Annotated in this window: 19 protein-coding genes; 3 read left to right on the forward strand and 16 right to left on the reverse strand. The window is 70.9% G+C overall.

The genetic code is table 11. The features are described from left to right. Positions 1–37 precede the first annotated feature (37 nt). From mltG to ACRQ4C_RS09940, 6 genes are all read right to left on the reverse strand, one after another. Positions 38–1,582, reverse strand: a complete 1,545-nt coding sequence (gene mltG, locus ACRQ4C_RS09915; RefSeq protein ID WP_439688546.1) for an endolytic transglycosylase MltG — start codon at positions 1,580–1,582, stop codon at positions 38–40. A 91-nt stretch (positions 1,583–1,673) separates the two neighbouring features. Beyond that, positions 1,674–2,117, reverse strand: coding sequence for a Holliday junction resolvase RuvX (gene ruvX, locus ACRQ4C_RS09920; RefSeq protein ID WP_290134231.1), 444 nt, complete (start codon positions 2,115–2,117; stop codon positions 1,674–1,676). A gap of 8 nt (positions 2,118–2,125) precedes the next feature. Continuing rightward, entirely contained in the window at positions 2,126–4,783 is a 2,658-nt protein-coding gene (gene alaS / locus ACRQ4C_RS09925; protein WP_439688547.1) for an alanine--tRNA ligase, read from the reverse strand. Between the two features lie 62 nt (positions 4,784–4,845). Beyond that, the gene (locus ACRQ4C_RS09930) at positions 4,846–5,028 is read right to left on the reverse strand and encodes a hypothetical protein (RefSeq protein WP_439688548.1); all 183 of its coding nucleotides are present in this window, start codon (positions 5,026–5,028) and stop codon (positions 4,846–4,848) included. Positions 5,029–5,154: 126 nt separating this feature from the next. Then, the gene (gene rpsD, locus ACRQ4C_RS09935) at positions 5,155–5,784 is read right to left on the reverse strand and encodes a 30S ribosomal protein S4 (protein WP_058726527.1); all 630 of its coding nucleotides are present in this window, start codon (positions 5,782–5,784) and stop codon (positions 5,155–5,157) included. Between the two features lie 235 nt (positions 5,785–6,019). Further along, positions 6,020–7,372: a replication-associated recombination protein A gene (locus tag ACRQ4C_RS09940; RefSeq protein ID WP_439690892.1), complete on the reverse strand. Its 1,353-nt coding sequence runs from the start codon at positions 7,370–7,372 to the stop codon at positions 6,020–6,022. A gap of 165 nt (positions 7,373–7,537) precedes the next feature. Here ACRQ4C_RS09940 and ACRQ4C_RS09945 point away from each other — a divergent pair, with 165 nt between their 5' ends. Together ACRQ4C_RS09945 and ACRQ4C_RS09950 are read left to right on the forward strand one after the other, a co-directional pair. Further along, a complete protein-coding gene (locus ACRQ4C_RS09945) occupies positions 7,538–8,344 on the forward strand; it encodes a peptidylprolyl isomerase (protein WP_439688549.1) in 807 nt (268 codons plus the stop codon). Between the two features lie 113 nt (positions 8,345–8,457). Continuing rightward, positions 8,458–9,690, forward strand: coding sequence for a DUF349 domain-containing protein (locus tag ACRQ4C_RS09950; RefSeq protein ID WP_439688550.1), 1,233 nt, complete (start codon positions 8,458–8,460; stop codon positions 9,688–9,690). A gap of 259 nt (positions 9,691–9,949) precedes the next feature. Here ACRQ4C_RS09950 and ACRQ4C_RS09955 read toward each other — a convergent pair whose 3' ends face one another. Genes ACRQ4C_RS09955 through ACRQ4C_RS09975 form a run of 5 tightly spaced genes read right to left on the reverse strand, consistent with a single transcriptional unit; the run spans position 9,950 to position 13,241 of the window. Next, entirely contained in the window at positions 9,950–10,912 is a 963-nt protein-coding gene (locus tag ACRQ4C_RS09955; RefSeq protein ID WP_290131603.1) for a bifunctional riboflavin kinase/FAD synthetase, read from the reverse strand. A gap of 8 nt (positions 10,913–10,920) precedes the next feature. Continuing rightward, on the reverse strand, positions 10,921–11,379 hold the full coding sequence (locus ACRQ4C_RS09960) for a hypothetical protein (RefSeq protein WP_439688551.1): 459 nt from the start codon (positions 11,377–11,379) through the stop codon (positions 10,921–10,923). A gap of 59 nt (positions 11,380–11,438) precedes the next feature. After that, positions 11,439–11,804, reverse strand: a complete 366-nt coding sequence (locus tag ACRQ4C_RS09965) for a hypothetical protein (protein ID WP_290131601.1) — start codon at positions 11,802–11,804, stop codon at positions 11,439–11,441. Positions 11,805–11,807: 3 nt separating this feature from the next. Continuing rightward, positions 11,808–12,755 carry a tRNA pseudouridine(55) synthase TruB gene (gene truB, locus ACRQ4C_RS09970; RefSeq protein WP_439688552.1) on the reverse strand — a complete coding sequence of 316 codons (948 nt, stop codon included), beginning with the start codon at positions 12,753–12,755 and terminating at the stop codon, positions 11,808–11,810. A 39-nt stretch (positions 12,756–12,794) separates the two neighbouring features. Beyond that, positions 12,795–13,241: a hypothetical protein gene (locus ACRQ4C_RS09975; RefSeq protein ID WP_439688553.1), complete on the reverse strand. Its 447-nt coding sequence runs from the start codon at positions 13,239–13,241 to the stop codon at positions 12,795–12,797. A 104-nt stretch (positions 13,242–13,345) separates the two neighbouring features. On the opposite strand from ACRQ4C_RS09975, the gene ACRQ4C_RS09980 reads away from it, so the two are divergent. Continuing rightward, complete coding sequence (locus ACRQ4C_RS09980; protein WP_439690893.1) at positions 13,346–14,212, forward strand: A/G-specific adenine glycosylase; 867 nt, start codon at positions 13,346–13,348, stop codon at positions 14,210–14,212. A 3-nt stretch (positions 14,213–14,215) separates the two neighbouring features. Here the strand turns inward: ACRQ4C_RS09980 and rbfA are convergent, their stop codons facing one another. From rbfA to ACRQ4C_RS10005, 5 genes are all read right to left on the reverse strand, one after another. Further along, on the reverse strand, positions 14,216–14,662 hold the full coding sequence (rbfA, locus tag ACRQ4C_RS09985) for a 30S ribosome-binding factor RbfA (RefSeq protein WP_058726535.1): 447 nt from the start codon (positions 14,660–14,662) through the stop codon (positions 14,216–14,218). Positions 14,663–14,752: 90 nt separating this feature from the next. Beyond that, on the reverse strand, positions 14,753–17,599 hold the full coding sequence (infB, locus tag ACRQ4C_RS09990; protein WP_290131597.1) for a translation initiation factor IF-2: 2,847 nt from the start codon (positions 17,597–17,599) through the stop codon (positions 14,753–14,755). A 74-nt stretch (positions 17,600–17,673) separates the two neighbouring features. After that, on the reverse strand, positions 17,674–17,988 hold the full coding sequence (locus ACRQ4C_RS09995) for a YlxR family protein (RefSeq protein WP_058726537.1): 315 nt from the start codon (positions 17,986–17,988) through the stop codon (positions 17,674–17,676). Positions 17,989–18,122: 134 nt separating this feature from the next. Continuing rightward, the gene (nusA, locus tag ACRQ4C_RS10000; protein WP_290131596.1) at positions 18,123–19,118 is read right to left on the reverse strand and encodes a transcription termination factor NusA; all 996 of its coding nucleotides are present in this window, start codon (positions 19,116–19,118) and stop codon (positions 18,123–18,125) included. Between the two features lie 149 nt (positions 19,119–19,267). Then, complete coding sequence (locus ACRQ4C_RS10005) at positions 19,268–21,022, reverse strand: proline--tRNA ligase (RefSeq protein ID WP_290131595.1); 1,755 nt, start codon at positions 21,020–21,022, stop codon at positions 19,268–19,270. Positions 21,023–21,152 lie beyond the last annotated feature (130 nt).

The raw sequence follows: 21,152 nt of genomic DNA on the forward strand, positions 1-21,152 counted from the left end.
CAATCCTCCCACAGCGGGGTCGTGTGCGACGCCGGGCCTACTGGTAGTCGGGGTGCGCCCGCAGCCACGCCTGGAACTTCGCCACCGCGACCTGGTGCTCGGCGTAGGTGTCCGAGAACACCGTCTCGCCGGTCTCGAGGTTCACCGTCACGAAGTACAGCCACTTGCCCTGCGCCATGTTCGTCACGGCCTTGATCGCGATGTCGCCCGGGTTCGAGATCGGTGCCGGCGGCAGCCCCTTGTGCACGTAGGTGTTGTACTCGTTCGAGGCGTCGTCCCGCTCGGCGTCGGTCGTGGTCACGCGGTGCGTGTTCCCGGTCCCGTACGCGACGGTGGCGTCAGACTGCAGCGGCATGTCGATGTCGAGCCGGTTCTGGAAGACCCGCGCGACCTTCGGGTAGTCCGCCGCGAGGCCGGCCTCCTTCTGCACGAGCGACGCGAAGACGATCACGCGCTCCTGGTCGCCCTCGGCCACGCCTGCGGACGCCAGGTGTTCCTTCATGGTGTCGACCATGGACTGGAAGTACTGCTTCGCGGTCCACCCCGGGTTGATCGGGTAGGTCGCCGGGAAGAGCCACCCCTCGAGGGTCTTCGCGTTCGCCGGGAGCCCGTAGGCGGAGACGTCCTTCGCGGCGGCCGAGACCTCGGCCTCGGTGAGACCGGCCTTCGAGACCATGCCTGCCTCGATGTCCTTCAGCGCCGTGCCCTCGGGGATGACGATCGACGCCTTCACGGCGTTCGACGGGTCCTGCAGCGCCGCGAGGGCCGCCTTCGAGCTCATCTCCTTCTTCAGGGTGTACGAGCCGGGCTGGAACTGCACCTCGGGCGACTGCAGCAGGAGCTTGTAGAAGACCTTCGAGCTCTTCACGACGTCGCTGCGCTGGAGGGTCTTCGCGACGTCCTCGCCGATGTCGCCCTGTCGGATGGTGATGGTGACCTTGCCGGTCCCGTCACCGCTGTAGTCGTCCGACTCCTGCGCTCCGGTGACGGCGGCGACGACCTGCTGGATCTTCGGCGCGATGAACCCGTACCCGGCGACCCCGCCGGCGAGGACGATCGCCACGATCACGATCCCTGCGATGAGCGGTCCGCGGCGGCGCGGTGGTCGCGGTTCGCGACCCGGTCTGGAGGCACGGCCTCCCCCGCCACGCCCCTCGCCGGCTCCTGCTGCCGTGGCTCGTGCCACCTCGTCCTGCGGCACGACGTGCTCACCGGTGAGCAGGGCGGTCACCTCGGGGTGCAGCTCGTCGGCGCTGGTCGCGACGGGTGCGTCGGCCGGCGACACCGGACGGTCACGGTCACGTCGCGTGACCGGCGGAGACTGGTCGTCGACGGGCTCGGCGTCCAGGCGCTGCTCGTCGACGGGCTGGCCACCCCCACGCTGCTGGTCGCCACGCTGCCCGTCGGGGCCGGCGTCCGCGTGCTGCTGCTCCGCGGCTGCGGCGCGTTCGGCCTCTCGTGCGCGCGCCTCTCGGCGTGACAGCGGGCGATCGTCGTCCGACGCGGCGTCGTCGCCGGGGCGTCGCCGCCCGCCGTCACCGGCGGGCGAGATGATCGCGTTCCAGTCCAGGTCGTCTGCCAACGGATCCTCTGGTCTCTCGTTCGGGGACTCCACCTGGGACACCGCGATCGGCAGCGGTCCGTCGGAACCCGCTCATCGCTGGGCTCGTCCGTCAGGGGAGCTCGGCCCCTGGTGGGGCGCCGGACGCACGCTCGTGGTCGAGCGCGTGTTGCAGAATGATAACAGCGGCCGCTTGGTCGATCACGGCGCGGGACTTCTTCGTGTTCCGCCCGGCCTGGTGCAGGCCGCGCTGTGCCGTGACGGTCGACAGCCGCTCGTCCACGAGCCGGACCGGACGGTGCTCGGCGATCCGGGCGGCGAACACCCGCGCGTCCTCGGTCGACGGGGTGTCTCCGCCGGACATCGAGAGCGGCAGCCCGACGACCACCTCGAGGACGTCGTACTCGTCCGCGATCGCGAGGATCCGCCCGAGGTCGGTCTTGTCGTCGCGGCGGACGGTCTCGACCGGCGTCGCGAGCAGCCCGTCGCGGTCGCACACGGCGACCCCGATCCGGGCACGGCCGACGTCGATGCCGAGCCGTCGCCCGGACCGGATCGCCACGCTCAGCCAGCCAGGCGGGCGGTCACGGCTCGGAGCGCCGCGGGCAGCGCCGCTGCGTCCGTGCCGCCGCCCTGTGCGAGGTCGGGCTTGCCGCCGCCTCCGCCGCCGAGGACGCCGGCGGCCTCCTTGGCGAGCGGGCCGGCCTGGACACCCGCGGCGCGTGCCGCGTCGTTCGTCGCGACGATGACCACCGGCTTCTCGTTCACGACGGCGCCGAGCACGACGACGGCCGCACCGTCGCCGAGCTGCGCACGGACCCCGGTCGCGAGGGACCGGAGGTCGTCGCCCGACTGGACACCGTCGACGGTCTCCGCCACGACGGTCGTGGCGCCGACGGTCGATGCCGTCCGCGCGATCGCCGGCACGCGCTGCTGCAGGTTCGCCGACTCGAACTCGGCGATCCGCTTCTGCGCGGTCTTCAGGTCGTCCATGAGGGACTGGATGCGCGTCGGGAGGTCCTCTCGCGGGGCTTTGAGCGCGCTCGACAGCTGGGACACGATCGTCCGCTCGACCGCGAGGTCACGGAAGCCCTCGAGTCCGACGAGGGCCTCAACGCGGCGGTTCGTCGAACCGACGCTCGACTCCCCCACGAGGTTGACGAGTCCGACCTGCGCGCTCGACGCCACGTGGGTGCCACCGCAGAGCTCGCGCGACCACGGGCCGCCGATGTCGACCATGCGGACCTCGGCGCCGTACTTCTCGCCGAACAGCGCCTGCGCACCGAGTTCCTTCGCCTCGGCCAGCGGGAGCACGCGCGTCGAGACCTCGAGGTCCGAGCGGATCGCGTTGTTCACGACGTCCTCGATCTCGGAGCGCGTCTCGAGCGACACCGGTTGCGACCAGGAGAAGTCGAGACGCATGTAGCCGGACTTGTTGTACGAGCCGGCCTGCAGCGCCTCCGGGCCGAGGATGTCCCGCAGCGCCGCGTTCACGAGGTGCGTCGCGGAGTGGGCCTGGGTCGCACCGCGGCGGTACTCCGCGTCGACCACGGTCGTGGCGGCGTCGCCGACACCGACCTCGCCCGAGCGGACCTGCACGGTGTGGCTCCAGAGCCCGGTCACCGGGCGCTGGACGTCGAGGACCTCGAGGTCGAAGCCGTTGCCGATGATCGAGCCCTGGTCGGCGTCCTGACCGCCGGACTCCGCGTACAGCGAGGTCTCGCCGAGAACGACCTCGGCGATGTCGCCCGCGACCGCACGGTCCACGCTGACGCCGTCGACGATGATCCCCAGGACGGAGGTCTCGGCCTCGAGCGCGTCGTACCCGAGGAACGTCGTCTCGCCCTTGGCCCGGAACGCGCTGTAGACGCTGAGGTCCGCCAGGGCGGTCTTCTTGCTCTTCGCGTCCGCCTTCGCACGGGCACGCTGCTCGGACATCAGGGTGTCGAAGGCGCCACGGTCGACGTCGACCCCGGCCTCCTCGGCCATCTCGAGCGTCAGGTCGATCGGGAAGCCGAACGTGTCGTGCAGCAGGAACGCGGTGTCGCCGCCGATCGCGGGCTTGCCGTCCGCCTTCGCACGTTCGACCGCCACGTCGAGGATCGTCGTGCCCTGCGCCAGCGTGCGGAGGAAGGTCTCCTCCTCCGCGTAGGCGATGCGGGCGATGCGGTCGTAGTCGGACGCGACCTCCGGGTAGGCGTCCTGCATCGCGTCGCGCGACGCCGGGAAGAGCTGCGGGAACGTCGCGCCCTCGACGCCGAGGAGCCGCATGGCGCGCACCGTGCGGCGGAGGAGGCGACGGAGGATGTAGCCGCGCCCCTCGTTCGACGGCGAGACACCGTCGGCGATGAGCATGAGCGCCGAGCGGACGTGGTCGGCGATGACGCGCATCCGGACGTCGTCCTCGTGCACGGCGCCGTACCGGCGGCCGGAGACCTCCGCCGCCTTGTCGAGGACCGGGCGCACCTGGTCGATCTCGTACATGTTGTCGACGCCCTGCTTGATGAACGCGACGCGCTCCAGGCCCATGCCGGTGTCGATGTTCTTGTTCGGCAGTTCACCGGTGATCTCGAAGTCGTACTTCGACCGCACGTCGGCGATCTGGTACTGCATGAAGACGAGGTTCCAGATCTCGACGTAGCGGTCGTCGTCCGTCGCCGGGCCGCCGTCGATGCCGTACGCCGGGCCGCGGTCGAAGAAGATCTCCGAGCACGGGCCGGCCGGACCGGGCTGCCCGGTCGACCAGTAGTTGGTGTCCTTGCCGAGCCGCTGGATCCGCTCGTCGGGCAGGGACGAGTGCTGCTTCCAGAACGCGATCGCCTCGTCGTCGTCCTCGTACACCGTGACCCACAGGTCGTCGGGCGAGAAGCCGAGGCCGCCGTCGGACTCCGGCGTCGTCAGGAGTTCCCAGGCGTACTGGATCGCCTGCTCCTTGAAGTAGTCGCCGAACGAGAAGTTGCCGTTCATCTGGAAGAACGTGCCGTGGCGAGGGGTCTTGCCGACCTCTTCGATGTCGTTCGTGCGGATGCACTTCTGCACGCTCGTCGCCCGCGGGTACGGCGCCGGGACGAGCCCGGTGAGGTACGGGATGAACGGGACCATGCCGGCCACCGTGAACAGGAGCGACGGGTCGTCCGAGACGAGCGACGCGGACGGGACGACGGTGTGCCCGCGGTCGCCGAAGAACTGGAGCCAACGGCGGCGGATCTCTGCGGTCTGCATGGTGCTTCCTGGTTTCAGGTCGAGTGCGTGCGAGGAGGACGTGCGTCGGTCGGTGACCGCGCTCAGACGTCGGTGCGGAGCTCGGCGTCGCGGGACTTGTACCCGTCGGCCACGGCGTCCGCGAAGGCCTTCGTCCGCGCGTCCACGTCGGCGAAGAAGCGCGCGCCGGAGGGCGTGTTCGCGACCTGGTGCGCGACGACGAACCCGATGACGACGCCGACGGCGACGAAGAACAGCTGCTTCACGGTGCCTCTCCCTCTCGCGTGCGTGGTGTGCACGCCCGACAAGCTTAGTGGCGGTGCTGAGCGGGAACACGGAACGGCGGGCCGTCCTCTGAGAGGACGACCCGCCGTTCGTGGGTGATCAGGCGATCAGCGCGCTGCGTAGTACTCGACGACGAGCTGCACTTCACAGGTCACGGGGACCTCGGCGCGCTTCGGGCGACGCACGAGGCGGGCCTGGAGCTTGTCGATCTCGACCTCGAGGTAGCCCGGGACCTTCGGCAGGACTTCCTGGTGCCCACCGGCGGCGGCGACCTGGAACGGCTCGAGGGACTCGGAGCGCTGCTTCACGTGGATGAGCTGCCCCTCCTTCACGCGGAAGGACGGACGGTCGACGAGCTTGCCGTCGACGAGGATGTGACGGTGCACGATCAGCTGACGGGCCTGCGCGGTGGTGCGGGCGAAGCCGGCACGCAGCACGAGGGCGTCGAGGCGCTGCTCGAGGAGCTCGACCAGGTTCTCACCGGTCAGGCCCTTCGTCTTGCGGGCCTCTTCGAAGACGATGCGGAGCTGCTTCTCGCGGATGCCGTACTGGGCGCGCAGACGCTGCTTCTCACGGAGACGGACGGCGTAGTCGCTGTCCGCGCGACGGCGGGTACGGCCGTGCTCACCGGGGCCGTAGGGGCGCTTCTCGAGGTACCGGGCCGCCTTCGGCGTCAGCGGGATGCCGAGCGCGCGGGAGAGGCGGGTCTTGCTGCGGGTACGTGACTTGGTAGACACAGGGTCCTTTTCTCTGTCTGAACTGAACGGATCACGGGTCTCGGCACGCGCACGCACCGACGAACCCCGCGAAGGGATCCAGAGGGATGAGCCTGTGGGATCGGACGGCTACAGTCCGAACCTCTGTCCCCGTGCCACAGCTGTGACACTCTGTCCTCGACGCAGCCGCACGCGAGGACCAGGACGTAGGCGCATCAACGATAGCAGCAACCCGGCGCCGTGACGACCGCCGCGCCTACTCGCCCCGCGTGATCTTCCGGAGTCGTTCGAGCCGCGGGCCGACCTCGCGCTCGAAGCCGTTCGTCGTGGGGGTGTAGTACTCGGTGCCCTCGAGCGCGTCGGGCAGGTACTGCTGCCGGGCGACACCGTGTTCGGCGTCGTGCGAGTAGACGTAGCCCTTGCCGTGCCCGAGCCGCTTCGCCCCCGGGTAGTGGGCATCGCGCAGGTGGGTCGGTACCACGCCCATGCGCCCGGCCTTGACGTCCGCGATGGCCTGGTCCACGCCGTTGTACGACGCGTTCGACTTCGGCGCCGTCGCGAGGTACACGACGGCCTCTGCCAGCGGGATGCGCCCCTCGGGCATGCCGATCAGCTGCACCGCCTGCGCGGCTGCGACGGCGATGGGCAGCGCCTGCGGGTCCGCCATGCCGATGTCCTCGGACGCCGAGATGATGATGCGCCGGGCGATGAACCGCGGGTCCTCGCCGGCCTCGATCATCCGGGCCAGGTAGTGCAGCGCGGCGTCGACGTCGCTCCCCCGCACCGACTTGATGAAGGCGCTGATGACGTCGTAGTGCTCGTCACCTTGCCGGTCGTACCGCAGCAGGGCCCGGTCCACCGCAGCCGCCACCGTGTCGGCATCGACGACCGGGACGGTGTCGTCGTCATCGTCCTGCGCGGCCGACGCCGATCCGGCGGCCGCCTCGAGCGCGGTCAGCGCACGACGCGCGTCGCCGGAGGCGAGCCGGACGATCGCCGCCCGGGCCTCGTCGCCGAGGACGACCCCGCCGCCGAGACCGCGGGGGTCCTCGACCGCGCGGTCGACGAGCATGCCGAGGTCGGCGTCGGTGAGCGGCTTGAGCGTCAGCAGGAGGGATCGGGACAGCAGCGGCGAGATCACCGAGAACGACGGGTTCTCGGTCGTCGCCGCGATGAGGATCACCCACCCGTTCTCGACCCCCGGCAGCAGTGCGTCCTGCTGGGCCTTGCTGAAGCGGTGGATCTCGTCGAGGAAGAGGACGGTGGTCGACCCGTAGAGGTCACGGTGCGCGAGCGCCTTCTCCATCACCTCACGCACGTCCTTCACGCCCGCGGTGACCGCCGAGAGCTCGACGAACTCGCGGCCCGACTGTCGGGCGATCGCCTGCGCGAGCGTCGTCTTGCCGGTGCCCGGAGGCCCCCAGAGGATCACGGAGACGCCGCCTGGGTTCTCGCGCGTGCCGGTGGCGAGCTGCACGAGGGGCGACCCCCGGCCGAGGAGGTGCTGCTGACCGGCGACCTCGTCGAGGGAGGTCGGTCGCATCCGCACCGCGAGCGGCACGGAACCCTGGGCGAGCCCCGCTCGCCCACCCGTGGTGGGCGCGTTCATGCCCGAGCGGTCCGTCGCCATGGGACCAAGCCTAGGCGTCACCACCGACAGCGCCGCCCACCGGCCGGGAGGCGCGGTGCGGGCCCGACCCGTGCCTGCCGGCCGGAGCGTGGTGCGTTCCGCTACGCTCGTCGCACACTCGAGACGAGAGGCCGTACCAGCACCGTGGCACCGAAGAACCAGGCGCGTGACAACCGTGAGGCGCGCGAGCGCCTCCGTCTCTACCAGGCCCGCCAGGGCCTGCACGAGCGGCAACGGCGACGTCGGGTCCGGGACAACGTCGTGGGCGGGATCGTGCTCGTCGTCGTGGCCGCCCTCGCGACGGGGTCGCAGCTCGCCTTCGCCGGCGCGCAGGGCTCCGGGAAGGCCAGCGCGAGTGCCTCGGCCACCGCGACACCCACCCCGAGCGCGACCGCCGGGAACACCGGCGACGTGCCGAGCAAGTCCATCGCGGAGGGCTCGACCTGGACCGGCACCCTCACGCTGAACAAGGACGTGCGGCTCGGCATCGAGCTCGACGGGCAGAAGGCCCCCCAGGCGGCGAGTGTCGAGATCAAGCTCATCCAGGAGCAGTTCTACAACGGGACCACGTGCCACCGGCTCGCCGACAGCACGAGCCTGCAGTTCCTCCAGTGCGGCTCGGCGAACGGCGACGGGACCGGCGACGCCGGGTTCCAGTACGGCCCGCTCGAGAACGTGCCGAGCGACGGGGAGTACGCGAAGGGCACCATCGCCATCGCCCGGAGCTCGTCGCCGTACTCGCAGTCCACCCAGTTCTTCATCGTCACCGGCGACACCACGCTCGACGGCTCGACGGGCGGCTACACGGTCGTCGGCAAGGTCACGAGCGGGCTGTCCGACCTCGTCTCCGAGATCACCTCGAAGGGCATCTCGGACCCCGGCAGCGACGGCACGGGCGAGCCGAAGGTGAAGACGACGATCACCGGCGCGACCATCGAGCGCGAGCAGTAGTCCACAACCCGTCGTCCCCGGCCGTCCCCGGGGCCGCTCCGTGCAATAGGCTGACGACCTGACCGTGCCGACGGGGACGTCGGCGATGCACGACCACGATCGAGGCGAGACCTGTGGGATCTGACGAAGCAACGACCTGGGGGCGGGTCGACGAGAACGGGACGGTGTACGTCCGGTACGAAGACGGCGAGCGAGCCGTCGGCGAGTACCCGGACGCCACCGCGGACGAGGCCCTCGCCTACTTCGCGCGGAAGTACGCCGACCTGGAGGGCCAGGTGAAGATCGCCGAGCAGCGCGTCCAGCGCGGCGCCAGCGCGAACGACGTGTCCCGTACCGTCGCACACCTCCGCGAGCAGCTCGCCGACGCCCGCGTCGTCGGTGACATCAAGTCGCTCGAGGACCGCGTGCAGGCGCTCACCGACCAGGTCGGGTCGCTCACGAAGGAGCAGGCCGAGCAGGCGCAGCAGGCGCTGACCGAGGCGCTCGCGTACCGCGCCGCCCTCGTGGAAGAGGCCGAGGGCCTCGCGGCGGTGGACCCGGCGCGTGCCCAGTGGAAGCAGATCACCGCGCAGCTCGACGACGTGTTCGCACGGTGGCAGCAGCACCAGCACGACGGCCCGCGCATCCCCAAGAACGAGGCCAACGAGCTCTGGAAGCGGTTCCGCGCCGCCCGCTCGACCGTGGACCAGCACCGTCGGGCGTTCTACTCGGAACTCGACGCCCAGCACCGCGACGCCCGGAGCCGCAAGCAGGACCTCGTCGCGCAGGCCGAAGCGCTCGCGCCGCGCGGCTCCGACGCGATCCCGACCTACCGGCAGCTGCTGGACGACTGGAAGCGTGCGGGCCGGGCGGGCAAGCGGCACGACGACGCACTGTGGGCACGGTTCAAGGCGGCCGGTGACGTCCTCTTCGAGCAGCGTCACGCCGAGGCTGCCATCGAGAACGAGGAGTTCTCCGCCAACCTCGAGGCCAAGCAGGCACTCCTGACCGAGGCCGAGCCGCTGCTGCAGGAGACCGACCGGGTGGCCGCGCGTCGGACCCTCACGGGCATCCAGCGCCGTTGGGACGAGATCGGCAAGGTGCCCCGCGGCGACGTCCGTCGCATCGAGGACCGCCTCCGGCAGATCGAGGACCACGTGCGGAGCCTCGAAGACGAGCACTGGAAGGCCTCGGACCCGGAGCGCAAGGCCCGGCAGACCGGTCTCGCGAGCCAGCTCGAGGACGCCATCGGCAAGCTCGAGTCCGAGCTCGCGGCGGCCAAGGAGTCCGGTGACGTCCGGAAGATCAAGGACGCGCAAGAGGCCCTCGACGCCCGGAAGATCTGGCTCGACGCGCTCGGCGGCTGATCGTCGCACCGCACGCAGGACGCCCCGCGACCGATCGGTCGCGGGGCGTCTTGTGTGTGTGGGCTCGGCGCGCGATCGGGCCCGGTCGTCGGCGTGCGTACTTCCCCCGAGAGCGACACAGTTGCGGGTCGTGCGCCCGGAGTTCTGTCGCTATCTCGAGAGCGACACGACGAGCCCGTCAATTTCGCGGAACGGACGCCGGGCCAGCGGCCGGCCGGCTCGGGGGCGCACGCACGACGCTCGTGCCGCGCGGCCGACGTCAGACGGGTGCGGGCAACCCGAGGAGCAGGCGGATGTCGCGGTCGTCCTGCCGCATCTGCTCGGCGAGCTCGTCCATGGACGAGAACTTCACCATGCCGCGGACGTACGAGACGAACAAGACCGCGATCGTGTCGCCGTAGAGGTCGATGTCGACGTCGAGCAGGTGCGCCTCGATCTGCTTCTCCGGCACCCCCTCGAACGTCGGGTTGTTGCCGACCGACACCGCCGCCGGGTACACCGTGCCCTCGTGCAGCACACGAGCGGCGTAGACACCGTCGGCGGGGACGAAGCCCTCGCAGTGCGGGTCGAGGTTGGCGGTCGGGTACCCCATCGCGCGGCCCCGCTGGTTGCCGTGCACGACGACGCTGCGCACCGCGTGCTCGCGGCCGAGGAGCCGCGCGGCCTCGGCGACACGCCCGACACCGAGGAGCTCGCGGATCCACGTCGAGGACACCCGACGCTCACCGGCCGGCCGGACGTCGTCGACGAGGTCGACGTCGTCGATGAGCTCGACCGTGAACCCGTACCGCTCCCCCAGACGGCGGAGCAGCGCGACGTCGCCCGCGCCGCGACGACCGAAGCGGAAGTCGCTCCCGACGAACACCAACCGTGCGTGCAGCGTGCCGACGAGGATCTCGGACACGAAGTCCTCGGGCTCCTTCGACTGGAGGTCCTGGTCGAAGTGCAGGAGCACCGTCGCGTCGACACCCACCTGGTCGAGCAGCTCCCGACGCTGCGCCGTGCTCGTCAGCGCCGGCGGGGTCTTCACGGGGTCGATCACGCTGAGCGGGTGACGATCGAAGGTGACGACGGTCGACACGAGTCCCTGCTGCTCCGCCGCGCGTTCGAGGTGCGCGATGACGGCACGGTGGCCGACGTGCACGCCGTCGAACTTGCCGATGGTCACGGCGCTCGGCCCGAAGCCGTCGGCCACGTCGGCGAGGTCGTCGTAGTACTGCACGGGGGTCCCTACTCGCCCACGCGGGCGGTCGTGGACGGGTCGGTCCGGTCAGCGGTCGACGCGGTCGCCGCCGTGCGGTGGTGCTTGCGGAGCCACCACAGTCCCGCGATCGGCAGCACGAGCGGCGCGAAGAGGTACCCGAGGCCGTAGTACGACCAGACGGTGTCGTCCGGGAAGAGCTGGCGGTCGAGCAACGAGAGGGTCCCGACGACGAGGACACCGGCCATCTCGAAGCCGATCGTGACGCGGGCCACGCGGTACCAGGCGCGACCGGGCGCGATCAGGGCGATCATCGCGACGATGTACACGACGGCGGCGACCGCGCTCAGCGTGTAGGCGAACGGTGCGAAGGAGAACTTCTCGATGATCTGCACGACACTGCGACCCGTCGCGGCCAGCGCGAGGATGCCGTAGACGGCGATGAGGACGCGGCCGACGCCGGTCGCGAGTGAGGATCTGGTCGCCATTGCACCGATTCTACCGACGCCCACCGTCACCGATGACCGGGACGTCACGGGTCGTCGGGTCAGGTCAGTGCGAACCAGATCTGGTACATCCGGTAGACCATCACGGCGACGGTGAACGCTCCGGCGCCGAGGACGACCGTGCTCCACCGCGTCCGGTCGATGAGCGCCCAGACGATGGCCGCAGGCGGGACGAGGAGCACCGACACCGCGTACACGCCGAACTCGAGTGCGTTGCCCTGCGGCGGGCTGCCGACCGCGGGCAGCACGAGCGAGATGACGCCCTGCGCGAGCAGCAGCAGCTCCACGAGGACGAGCGAGCCGACCGTGTAGTCGTTGGGCTTCCGACCGACGAACCCGACGACGACCGCGAACAGCCCGGCGACGACCGCCACGACGAGCTGCACCCACATGAACCACTCGATCACGGGTCAGGCTCCCGTCGGGGTGGAGAGGGCGGTCGGGAAGTTGGTGATGACCCGGAGCTGGCCGCGACGGACGGAGACGAGTCCGACGAGGCGGTCCGACCCCGAGGCGATGGCGGCGACCGGGCCGTCGTGGTCCGGGTGCTCGGCGCGGACCCGCTTGCCGTCCGCGAGGTCCTTCGCGGCCACCGGGTCGAGCGCGACGGTCGGGAAGAGGGTCCGCGCCACGTCGGCGGGACGCAGGAGCGCTGCCCGGACGTCGACCGAGTCGTCCTCGATGTCGACCGCGTCGTCGACGTGGAACGGCCCGACGTCGATGCGCCGGAGTGCGGTGAGGTGGGCTCCGGTGCCGAGCGCGGCGCCGACGTCGCGAGCGAGTGCACGGACGTACGTCCCCGATGAGCAGGCGACGACGACGTCGAGGTCGACCACCTGCACGTCGGCACCGTCGACGGAGACGGTGTGCTCCTGACGGCCGGTCACGTCGAAGCGCGACACCGTGACCGTGCGGGACTTGAGCACGACCTCCTCGCCCTTCCGTGCGAGGTCGTACGCCCGACGGCCGTCGACCTTGATGGCGCTCACGGTCGAGGGCACCTGGTCGATCGTGCCGCGCTGTGCCGCGACCGCCGTCTCGACAGCGGCCTCGGACACGTCCGCGCCGGAGACGCCCGTCGCCGCGGTCGGGTCGCCGTCGGCGTCGTCGGAGTCCGTCGAGACACCGAGACGGATCGTCGCGGTGTACGTCTTGCCGAGGCCGACGAGGTGCGTCAGCAGCCGGGTGGACGGCCCGGCACCCAGCAGCAGCAGTCCGGTGGCCATCGGGTCGAGGGTGCCGGCGTGGCCGATCTTCTTCAGTCCGAGCCGACGTCGAGCGATCGACACGACCCGGTGACTGGAGATCCCCTGCGGCTTGTCGACGAGGAGGATCCCGTCCGGCGGCGATTCGAGCACCCGGAGAGGTTACCAGCGCCCGTCACGACCGAGGTCCGTTCAGCAGGCGTCGTTCCACTCGCGGCGGGGGTGCTCGGGGTCGGTGACGTCGAGCACGGCGGACGCGGCGATCTTGACGTCCGCACGGCGTTCGAGCCGTCCCTCCTCTTGCTCGACCCACAGCGACCACCGCCACAGGCCACGGACGCCCGGGTCGAGGACGCCGTGGCCGTGCACCACGAGCACGCCGGGACCTGAACCGGTGGAGCGGAACGGTGCGACGAGCTCGGACCGGAGCTGGTCGGCCGACGCCGAGGGGGCCGCAGCGGCCATCGCCTGCACCCCGTGCTTCTCGAAGCCGGCGACGAGCGCCGCGGCCACGTGCTCGAGGTCGGTCCCGGACTGTCCGTCGATCCCGACGACGGTCCGGTTCGTGCCGACCTGCGCGATCGCCTCGGCCGCGATCGCGGCCATGGTGTCGGTCTCCTGCGGTGCCCAGCGTGCCATGCACCCCACCGTAGGCTGTCCTGGTGAACGCGAGTCGAGCCTCCAGGCCGGGTGTGGAGAACGCGCGACCTGTGGACGGCACCGCCGAGACCGGCGCCCCCGACATCGCCACCCCGCTCATCGCGTGGTTCCGCGCCGAGGCGCGCGACCTCCCCTGGCGCCGTCCCGGCTTCCCCGCCTGGGGCACGCTCGTGAGCGAGATCATGCTGCAGCAGACGCAGGTCGCGCGTGTGGTCCCCCGACTGGAGGCGTGGCTCACCCGCTGGCCGACCCCTCGCGACCTCGCGCAGTCGCCACCGTCCGACGCGGTGCGCGCGTGGGACCGGCTCGGCTACCCGAGACGGGCGCTCGCGCTGCACGCGGCCGCGACGGCGATCGCCGAACAGCACGACAACGTCGTGCCGCGCGACGTCGACGCGCTCCTCGCGCTGCCCGGCATCGGCGACTACACGGCACGGGCCGTCGCGGTCTTCGCCTACGGCGACCGGCACCCCGTGGTCGACGTCAACGTCCGCCGCGTCCTCGCACGGGCCCTGCTCGGTCAGGGTCAGCCCGGTCCCGCGAAGGCGAAGCAGGACCTCCCCCTCATGGAGTCGGTGCTGCCGGCGGACCGCGACGACGCCGCCGCCACGAACGCCGCGGTGATGGAACTCGGAGCGCTCGTCTGCGTCGCCCGCTCCCCCGCGTGCGACGCCTGCCCGATCGCGGACCGCTGCGCCTGGCGCGCCGCCGGGTACCCGGACCACGACGGGCCGCGCGCACCGAAGCAGGCCAGGTTCGCCGGGAGCGACCGGCAGGTGCGGGGCCTCATCATGGCGGAGCTCCGCGCGAGCGACGTGCCGGTGCTCCGGCCGGAGATCGACCTCGTCTGGCCGGACGCCGAACAGCGGGAGCGTGCACTCGCCTCGCTCGTCCGCGACGGACTGGCCGTCGGCGACGATGCGGGCGGGTACACGCTCCCGGTCGGCTGAGGACTACGCCCGAGCGGCGTCGTCCTCCTCGTCGTCGTCGTGCTTGTACGGGTCGGCGTCGCCGGCGTACTGCGCTCCCGCCGAGGCGGCACGGACCTGCGCGTCCCGGACCTGCGCCTGCGCGAGCAGGTCCTCCATGTGCGCCGAGGTCTCCGGGAGCGCGTCCGCGATGAACTCGAGGGACGGGGTGAGCCGCGCCGTGATGTTCTTGCCGACCTCGCTGCGGAGCATGCCGGTCGCCGCCTTGAGCGCCGCTGCCGAGTCGGCGCGCTCCTCGTCGGTGCCGTACACGGTGTAGAACACGGACGCGTGCTGCAGGTCCCCCGTGACACGGACGTCGGTGATCGTCACGAAGCCGAGTCGCGGGTCGCGGAGGCCCTTGTCGAGCCGGCGTGCGACGACCTCCTTGATGCGGTCCGCCATCTTGCGGGCGCGCTGCGGGTCAGCCATAGATGCCTCCTGGGGCAGGGATTCTTCTGGTGGAACGGGTGGACCCCGCCGCTCCCTGGGGGAACGGCGGGGTCCAGGATAGCCAGGCGACTAGTCGCGCGGCTTCTCGACGAGCTCGGTCGTCTCGATCTCGTCACCGATCTGGATGTCGTTGTACTTGCCCAGACCGATACCGGCCTCGAAGTCCGTGCGGACCTCGGTGACGTCGTCCTTGAAGCGACGCAGGGACTCGATCGCCAGACCGTCGGCGATGACGACACCCTCGCGGATGACGCGCGCCTTGGCATTGCGGGTGATCGTGCCGGAGCGGACGATGACACCGGCGATGTTGCCGAACTTGGAGGAACGGAACACCTCGCGGATCTCCGCGACGCCCGACTGGACCTCTTCGTACTCGGGCTTGAGCATGCCCTTGAGGGACTGCTCGATGTCCTCGAGTGCGTTGTAGATGACCGAGTAGAAGCGCACGTCGATGCCTTCGCGGGCCGCACGCTCGCGGGCCTTGACGTCCGGACGGACGTTGAAGCCGACGACGATCGCGTTGTCGATCGTGGCGAGGTCGATGTCCGACTCCGTGATCGCACCCACACCGCGGTGCAGGATGCGCAGCTGGACGCTGTCGTCCACCTCGATGTCGAGGAGCGACTGCTCGAGTGCCTCGACGGCACCGGAGACGTCACCCTTGATGATGAGGTTGAGCGAGTCGACCTTGCCCTCTTCGAGTGCACGGGTGAAGTCCTCGAGCGAGATGCGCTTGCGGGCCTTGGCCAGCTGGGCGTTGCGCTCGGCGGCCTCACGCTTCTCGGCGATCTGACGAGCCGTGCGGTCCTCTTCCGTGACGAGGAACGTGTCACCGGCGCGCGGCACCGACGACAGACCCTGCACCTGGACCGGACGCGACGGGGTCGCTGCCTGGACGGCGACACCGTTCTCGTCCGTCATCGCACGGACGCGACCGTAGGCCGTGCCCGCGACGATGGCGTCACCGACGTGGAGCGTGCCGGACTGGATGAGCACGGTCGCCACCGAACCACGACCCTTGTCGAGGCGCGCTTCGATCGCCACACCGCGGGCGTCCTTGTCGGGGTTCGCACGCAGGTCGAGACCGGCGTCGGCCGTGAGCAGCACCGCGTCCAGGAGGTCCTGGATGCCGATGTTCTGACGGGCCGACACGTCGACGAACATGACGTCGCCGCCGTACTCCTCGGCCACCAGGTTGTACTCCGTGAGCTGCTGGCGGACCTTGGCCGGGTTCGCGCCTTCCTTGTCGATCTTGTTCACCGCGACCACGATCGGCACACCGGCCGACTGGGCGTGGTTCAGCGCCTCGATCGTCTGGGGCATGATGCCGTCGTCCGCCGCGACCACGAGGATCGCGATGTCGGTCACCTGCGCACCACGAGCACGCATGGCGGTGAACGCCTCGTGACCAGGGGTGTCGATGAAGGTGATCGGACGCTCGACGCCCTCGTGCTCGGTGACGATCTGGTACGCACCGATGTGCTGGGTGATGCCGCCGGCCTCGCCCTCGACGACCTTCGAGTTCCGGATCGCGTCGAGGAGGCGGGTCTTGCCGTGGTCGACGTGACCCATGACGGTGACCACCGGGGGCCGCTGCTGCAGCACCGAGTCGTCCTCGTCCTCGAGTTCGCCTTCGAGGTCGATGTCGAAGCCCTCGAGGAGCTCCTTGTCCTCGTCCTCCGGCGAGACGATCTGGATCTTGTAGCCCAGCTCCTCACCGAGGACCTCGAACGTGGCCTCGTCCAGGGACTCCGTGGCGGTCGCCATCTCACCGAGGTGGAACAGCACCGTCACGAGGTTGCCGGGGCTCGCGTCGATCTTGTCCGCGAAGTCCGAGATGCTCGCACCGCGACGCAGACGGATGACCGTGGTGCCGTCGCCGCGCGGGACCTGCACGCCGCCGAGCGACGGCGCCTGCCGCATCTCGTACTCGGCGCGCTTCGTCCGCTTCGACTTGCGGGCACGGCTCTTGCCGCCACCGCGACCGAACGCACCTGCGGTCCCACCACCGGGACCGCGGCCACGACCGCCACCACCGGCGGGACGCGGGCCGCTGAACGCCGGGCGGCTGAAGCCACCACCGGCGCCGCCACCTGCACCACCGGGTCGGTTGAAACCGCCGCCCTGGCCGCCGCGGCCGCCACCCTGGCCCGGGCGCTGCCCGAAGCCGTTCGGACGACCCTGCTGGCCGGGGCCACCCGGACGGGGAGCACCGGGGCGCGGGACACCGGGACGCGGCGGGGCCGGACGCGGGATGCCGTTGCCGCCACCCTGACCGGCGGCCGGACGCTGGCCCATGCCCTGGTTCTGCGAGTACGGGTTGTTGCCGGGGCGCGGCGGGCGGGAGCCCATGCCCTGGCTCGACGCGTAGGGGTTGTTGCCCGGACGCGCGCCCGGCTTCGGGCCACCCGGCTTGGGGCCGGCGGCCGTGTTCGGCTTCGGCGAAGCGGAACCGGTGGCCTGGCCACCCTTGTTCGCCGTGCCCGAGGCCTTCTCGGCCGCTGCGGCCTTCTGCGCGGCCTCTGCCTCGGCCTGACGCTGTGCGACCGACTTCGGCGCGGCCGGGGTCGGCGCGTCGGAGGCGGGCTGCTCAGCGGCGGGTGCCTGCGGGGCAGGGGTCGGCGTCGCCGGACCCGGCTTCGCACCGGGCTTCGGCGCGGCGGAGCGGGATGCCGTGCCCGGCTTCGGGGCGGCGGCACCGGGCTTCGGCGCAGCTGCTCCGGCCGCGGGCGCGGCGGTGTTCGACGCCGAGGCGCCGGCCGCCTGCAGCGCAGCACGGAGCTTGCGCGCGACGGGGGGTTCCACACTGGAGCTCGGGCCCTTGACGAACTCGCCGAGCTCCTTGAGCTTCTCCATTGCGGTCTTGCTGTCGACACCGAGTTCGGATGCGATCTCGTGTACGCGTGGTTTTGCCACTGTTCTCCTTCACGGGTCCTGCCCCGTGAAGGGGCAGGACTCACTGGATGACGGGTCTCATTTCGAGCCGCTCATCAGTTGTCCATAAGCCGTTCAGCCTGTTCTGTCGTGTCCGGGCGCTCGGATGCCGGCGCGGCCGTGAGGCCTTGCAGGTACTCGAGGACCGAGGACGTGTCGGGTTCGCGATCCAGCCGAAGTGCCCGGCGGAATGCCCGGCGCTTGACGGCCAGCTCGTAGGCGTCGACGGTCGGGGTGAGCCACGCTCCCCGGCCCGGCATGACTGCCTTCGGATCCGCCACGACTCGCCCGTCGCCGAGGGCGACGACACGGAGGAGGGAGGATCGGGGCGCGCGACGGCGACTGCCGATGCACGTTCTGACGGGTTCCACCTTACTCCTTGCCTCGGACGGACGCGATCCGGCACGCCCGGTGGGCCCACGCCGGCAGCGAAACGCCGCCGACGCGACGCCGTCCGCGAGGCTGCGCCTGCGCGGTCACGCTCCGTTGCGACGGTTCGTCGCGGTCACTCGTCGCCGTCGAGGATCGAATCCGGTTGGATGTCGATCCGCGCACCGGTGAGCTTCGCGGCGAGACGGGCATTCTGCCCCTCCTTGCCGATCGCGAGCGACAGCTGGTAGTCGGGCACGAGCGCACGGACGGCCTTCGTCGAGGCGTCGAGCACGAACGCACTCGTCACCTTCGCCGGCGACAGCGCGCTCGCCACGAACGTCGCGAGGTCGGGCGACCAGTCGACGATGTCGATCTTCTCGGCACCGAGCTCGGTCGTCACCGCACGGACGCGCGCACCGAGTTCGCCGATGCAGGCACCCTTCGCGTTGACGCCGGGCTCGTTGGCCTTGACCGCGAGCTTCGTGCGGTGGCCGGCCTCCCGGGCGAGCGAGGTGATCTCGACGACCCCCGACGCGATCTCCGGGACCTCGAGCGCGAACAGCTTCCGGACGAGCCCGGGGTGCGTGCGCGAGACGGTGATCTGCGGGCCCTTCGGACCACGGCCGACGCTCGTCACGTACACGCGGATGCGGCTGCCGTGCTTGTACTCCTCGCCCGGCACCTGCTCCTCGGGCGGCAGGATCGCCTCGACGGTGCCGAGGTCGACGTGCACCATCTTCGGGTTCGGCCCCTGCTGGATGACGCCGGCGACGATGTCGCCCTCCTTGCCGCGGAACTGGCCGAGGATCTTGTCGTCGCCGATGTCGCGGAGGCGCTGGTTGATGACCTGCTTCGCCGCGAAGGCCGCGATGCGTCCGAAGTCACTGGGCTGGTCGACGGCCTCGCCGACGACGGTGCCCTCCTCGTCGCGCTCGGGCACGTAGACGGAGACCTCGCCGCTCTTGCGGTCGAGCTCGACCCGGGACTGTGCGTCCGCCGGCTCGCCGTTCTCGGCGGTGTGCTTGTGGTAGGCCGTCAGGATCGCCTGCTCGATGATCTGGACGAGTTCTTCGAACGGGATCTCCCGCTCGCGCTCCATGAGTCGCAGGACTGCGAGATCGATCTTCACCGAGGTGCCTCCGTATTCAGCTGAGTCGCCTCCGCAGTGGAACGTCGCGGAAGTCGGCGACCAGCGTACCCCAGAACGGCCTGGAGGCGCGGTGCCAGCTGGCACCGCGCCTCCAGGCCGTCGTGTCGTCCCGTCGCGGGCGTGACTCGCTAGATCGCGCGGACCGCGTCGAGCAGCTCCGCGACCGGCACGTCGCGGCGCTCACCGGACGCGCGGTCCCAGAGCTCGACGACACCGTCGGCGGCGTTCCGCCCCGCGACGACGACGATCGGCATGCCGAGGAGTTCCGCATCCCGGAGCTTCACGCCGGGCGACACCTTGGGACGGTCGTCGTAGACGACCTCGAAGCGGTCGCCTTCGAGCGTGTCGACGATCGAGGTCGCGAGGTCGTAGGCGACCGAGTCCTTGCCGGTCGCGACGACGTGTACGTCGAACGGCGCGACGTTCTTCGGCCAGACCAGGCCCTTCTCGTCGTTGTGCGCCTCGGCGAGGATCGCGAGGATCCGCGTCACGCCGATGCCGTACGAGCCCATCGTGACCGTCGCGAGCTTGCCGTTCTCGTCCTGCACCTTGAGGCCGAGCGCCTCGGCGTACTTCCGGCCGAGCTGGAAGACGTGGCCGATCTCCATGCCGCGAGCGGTCTCGAGCGGACCGGAGCCGTCCGGGGCCGGGTCGCCGGCGCGGACGTCGGAGACCTCGGCGACGCCGTCCGCCGTGAAGTCACGGCCCATGACGAGCCCGGAGACGTGCACGCCGCGCTCGTTCGCCCCCGTGATCCAGGCCGTGCCGTCTACGACGCGGGGGTCCACGAAGTACCGGACGCCGGACGCGCTCTCGGCGCCGAGGACCTGCGGACCGATGTAGCCCTTCACGAAGACGCCGGGGTGCTGCTTGAAGTCGTCGTCGCCGGCGGCCTCGACCTCGGCGGGCGCGAAGGCCACCTCGGCGCGCTTGAGGTCGACCTCGCGGTCACCGGGCAGGCCGACGACGACGACCTCACGGGTGCCGTCGAGGTGCGTCAACGCGAGGACCACGTTCTTGAGCGTGTCAGCGGCGGTCCAGGGGGCGCCGTCGCGCGGGGCGACCTCGTTCGCGTGCGCCACGAGGGTGTCGATCGTGGGGGTGTCCGCCGCGGGGAGCAGTACCGGCTCCGGCTGCCCCTCGATCGGCAGCGACTCGGGCACCGGGGTGACGTAGGCCTCGACGTTCGCCGCGTAGCCGCCGGCGCTGCGCACGAAGGTGTCCTCGCCGACCGCGATCGGGTGCAGGAACTCCTCGGACTTCGAACCGCCCATGGCGCCGGCGTCCGCCTTGACGATCGCGTACTCGAGGCCGAGCCGGGCGAAGATCCGCTCGTAGGCGTCACGCATCGTCTGGTAGCTGCGGTCGAGACCGGCGTCGTCGATGTCGAACGAGTACGCGTCCTTCATCGTGAACTCGCGACCGCGCAGGAGACCGGCACGCGGGCGGGCCTCGTCGCGGTACTTGTCCTGGATCTGGAACAGCGTGACGGGGAGGTCCTTGTACGACGAGTACAGGTCCTTCACGAGCAGTGCGAAGAGCTCCTCGTGCGTCGGCGCGAGGAGGTAGTCGGCGTCCTTGCGGTCCTTGAGGCGGAAGATGCCGTCGCCGTACTCGGTCCAACGGTTCGTCGCCTCGTACGGCTCACGCGGTGCGAGTGCCGGGAGCAGGACCTCCTGCGCACCCGCCGCGACCATCTCGTCGCGGATGATGCCCTCGATGCGGGCACGGACCCGGAGGCCGAGCGGCAGCCAGGCGAAGATGCCCGGGGCCTGGCGACGGACGTACCCGGCGCGGACGAGCAGCTTCGCGCTCGTCACCTCGGCGTCGGAGGGGTCGTCGCGGAGCGTGCGGAGGAAGAGATGGGAGAGCCGTGTGACCACGGGGCAAGCCTAGCGGCGCGGCGCTCACCCAGCGGTCCCGGTGACGGACGGGAGGCGCGGTGCCAGCTGGCACCGACCTCCCTCGCAGGCTCGGTCGGCGCGCTCCGCACGACGCTCCGCGTCGCCGTCG

Source organism: Curtobacterium sp. SP.BCp, from assembly GCF_051903255.1.
In the GTDB taxonomy this organism is placed as follows: domain Bacteria; phylum Actinomycetota; class Actinomycetes; order Actinomycetales; family Microbacteriaceae; genus Curtobacterium.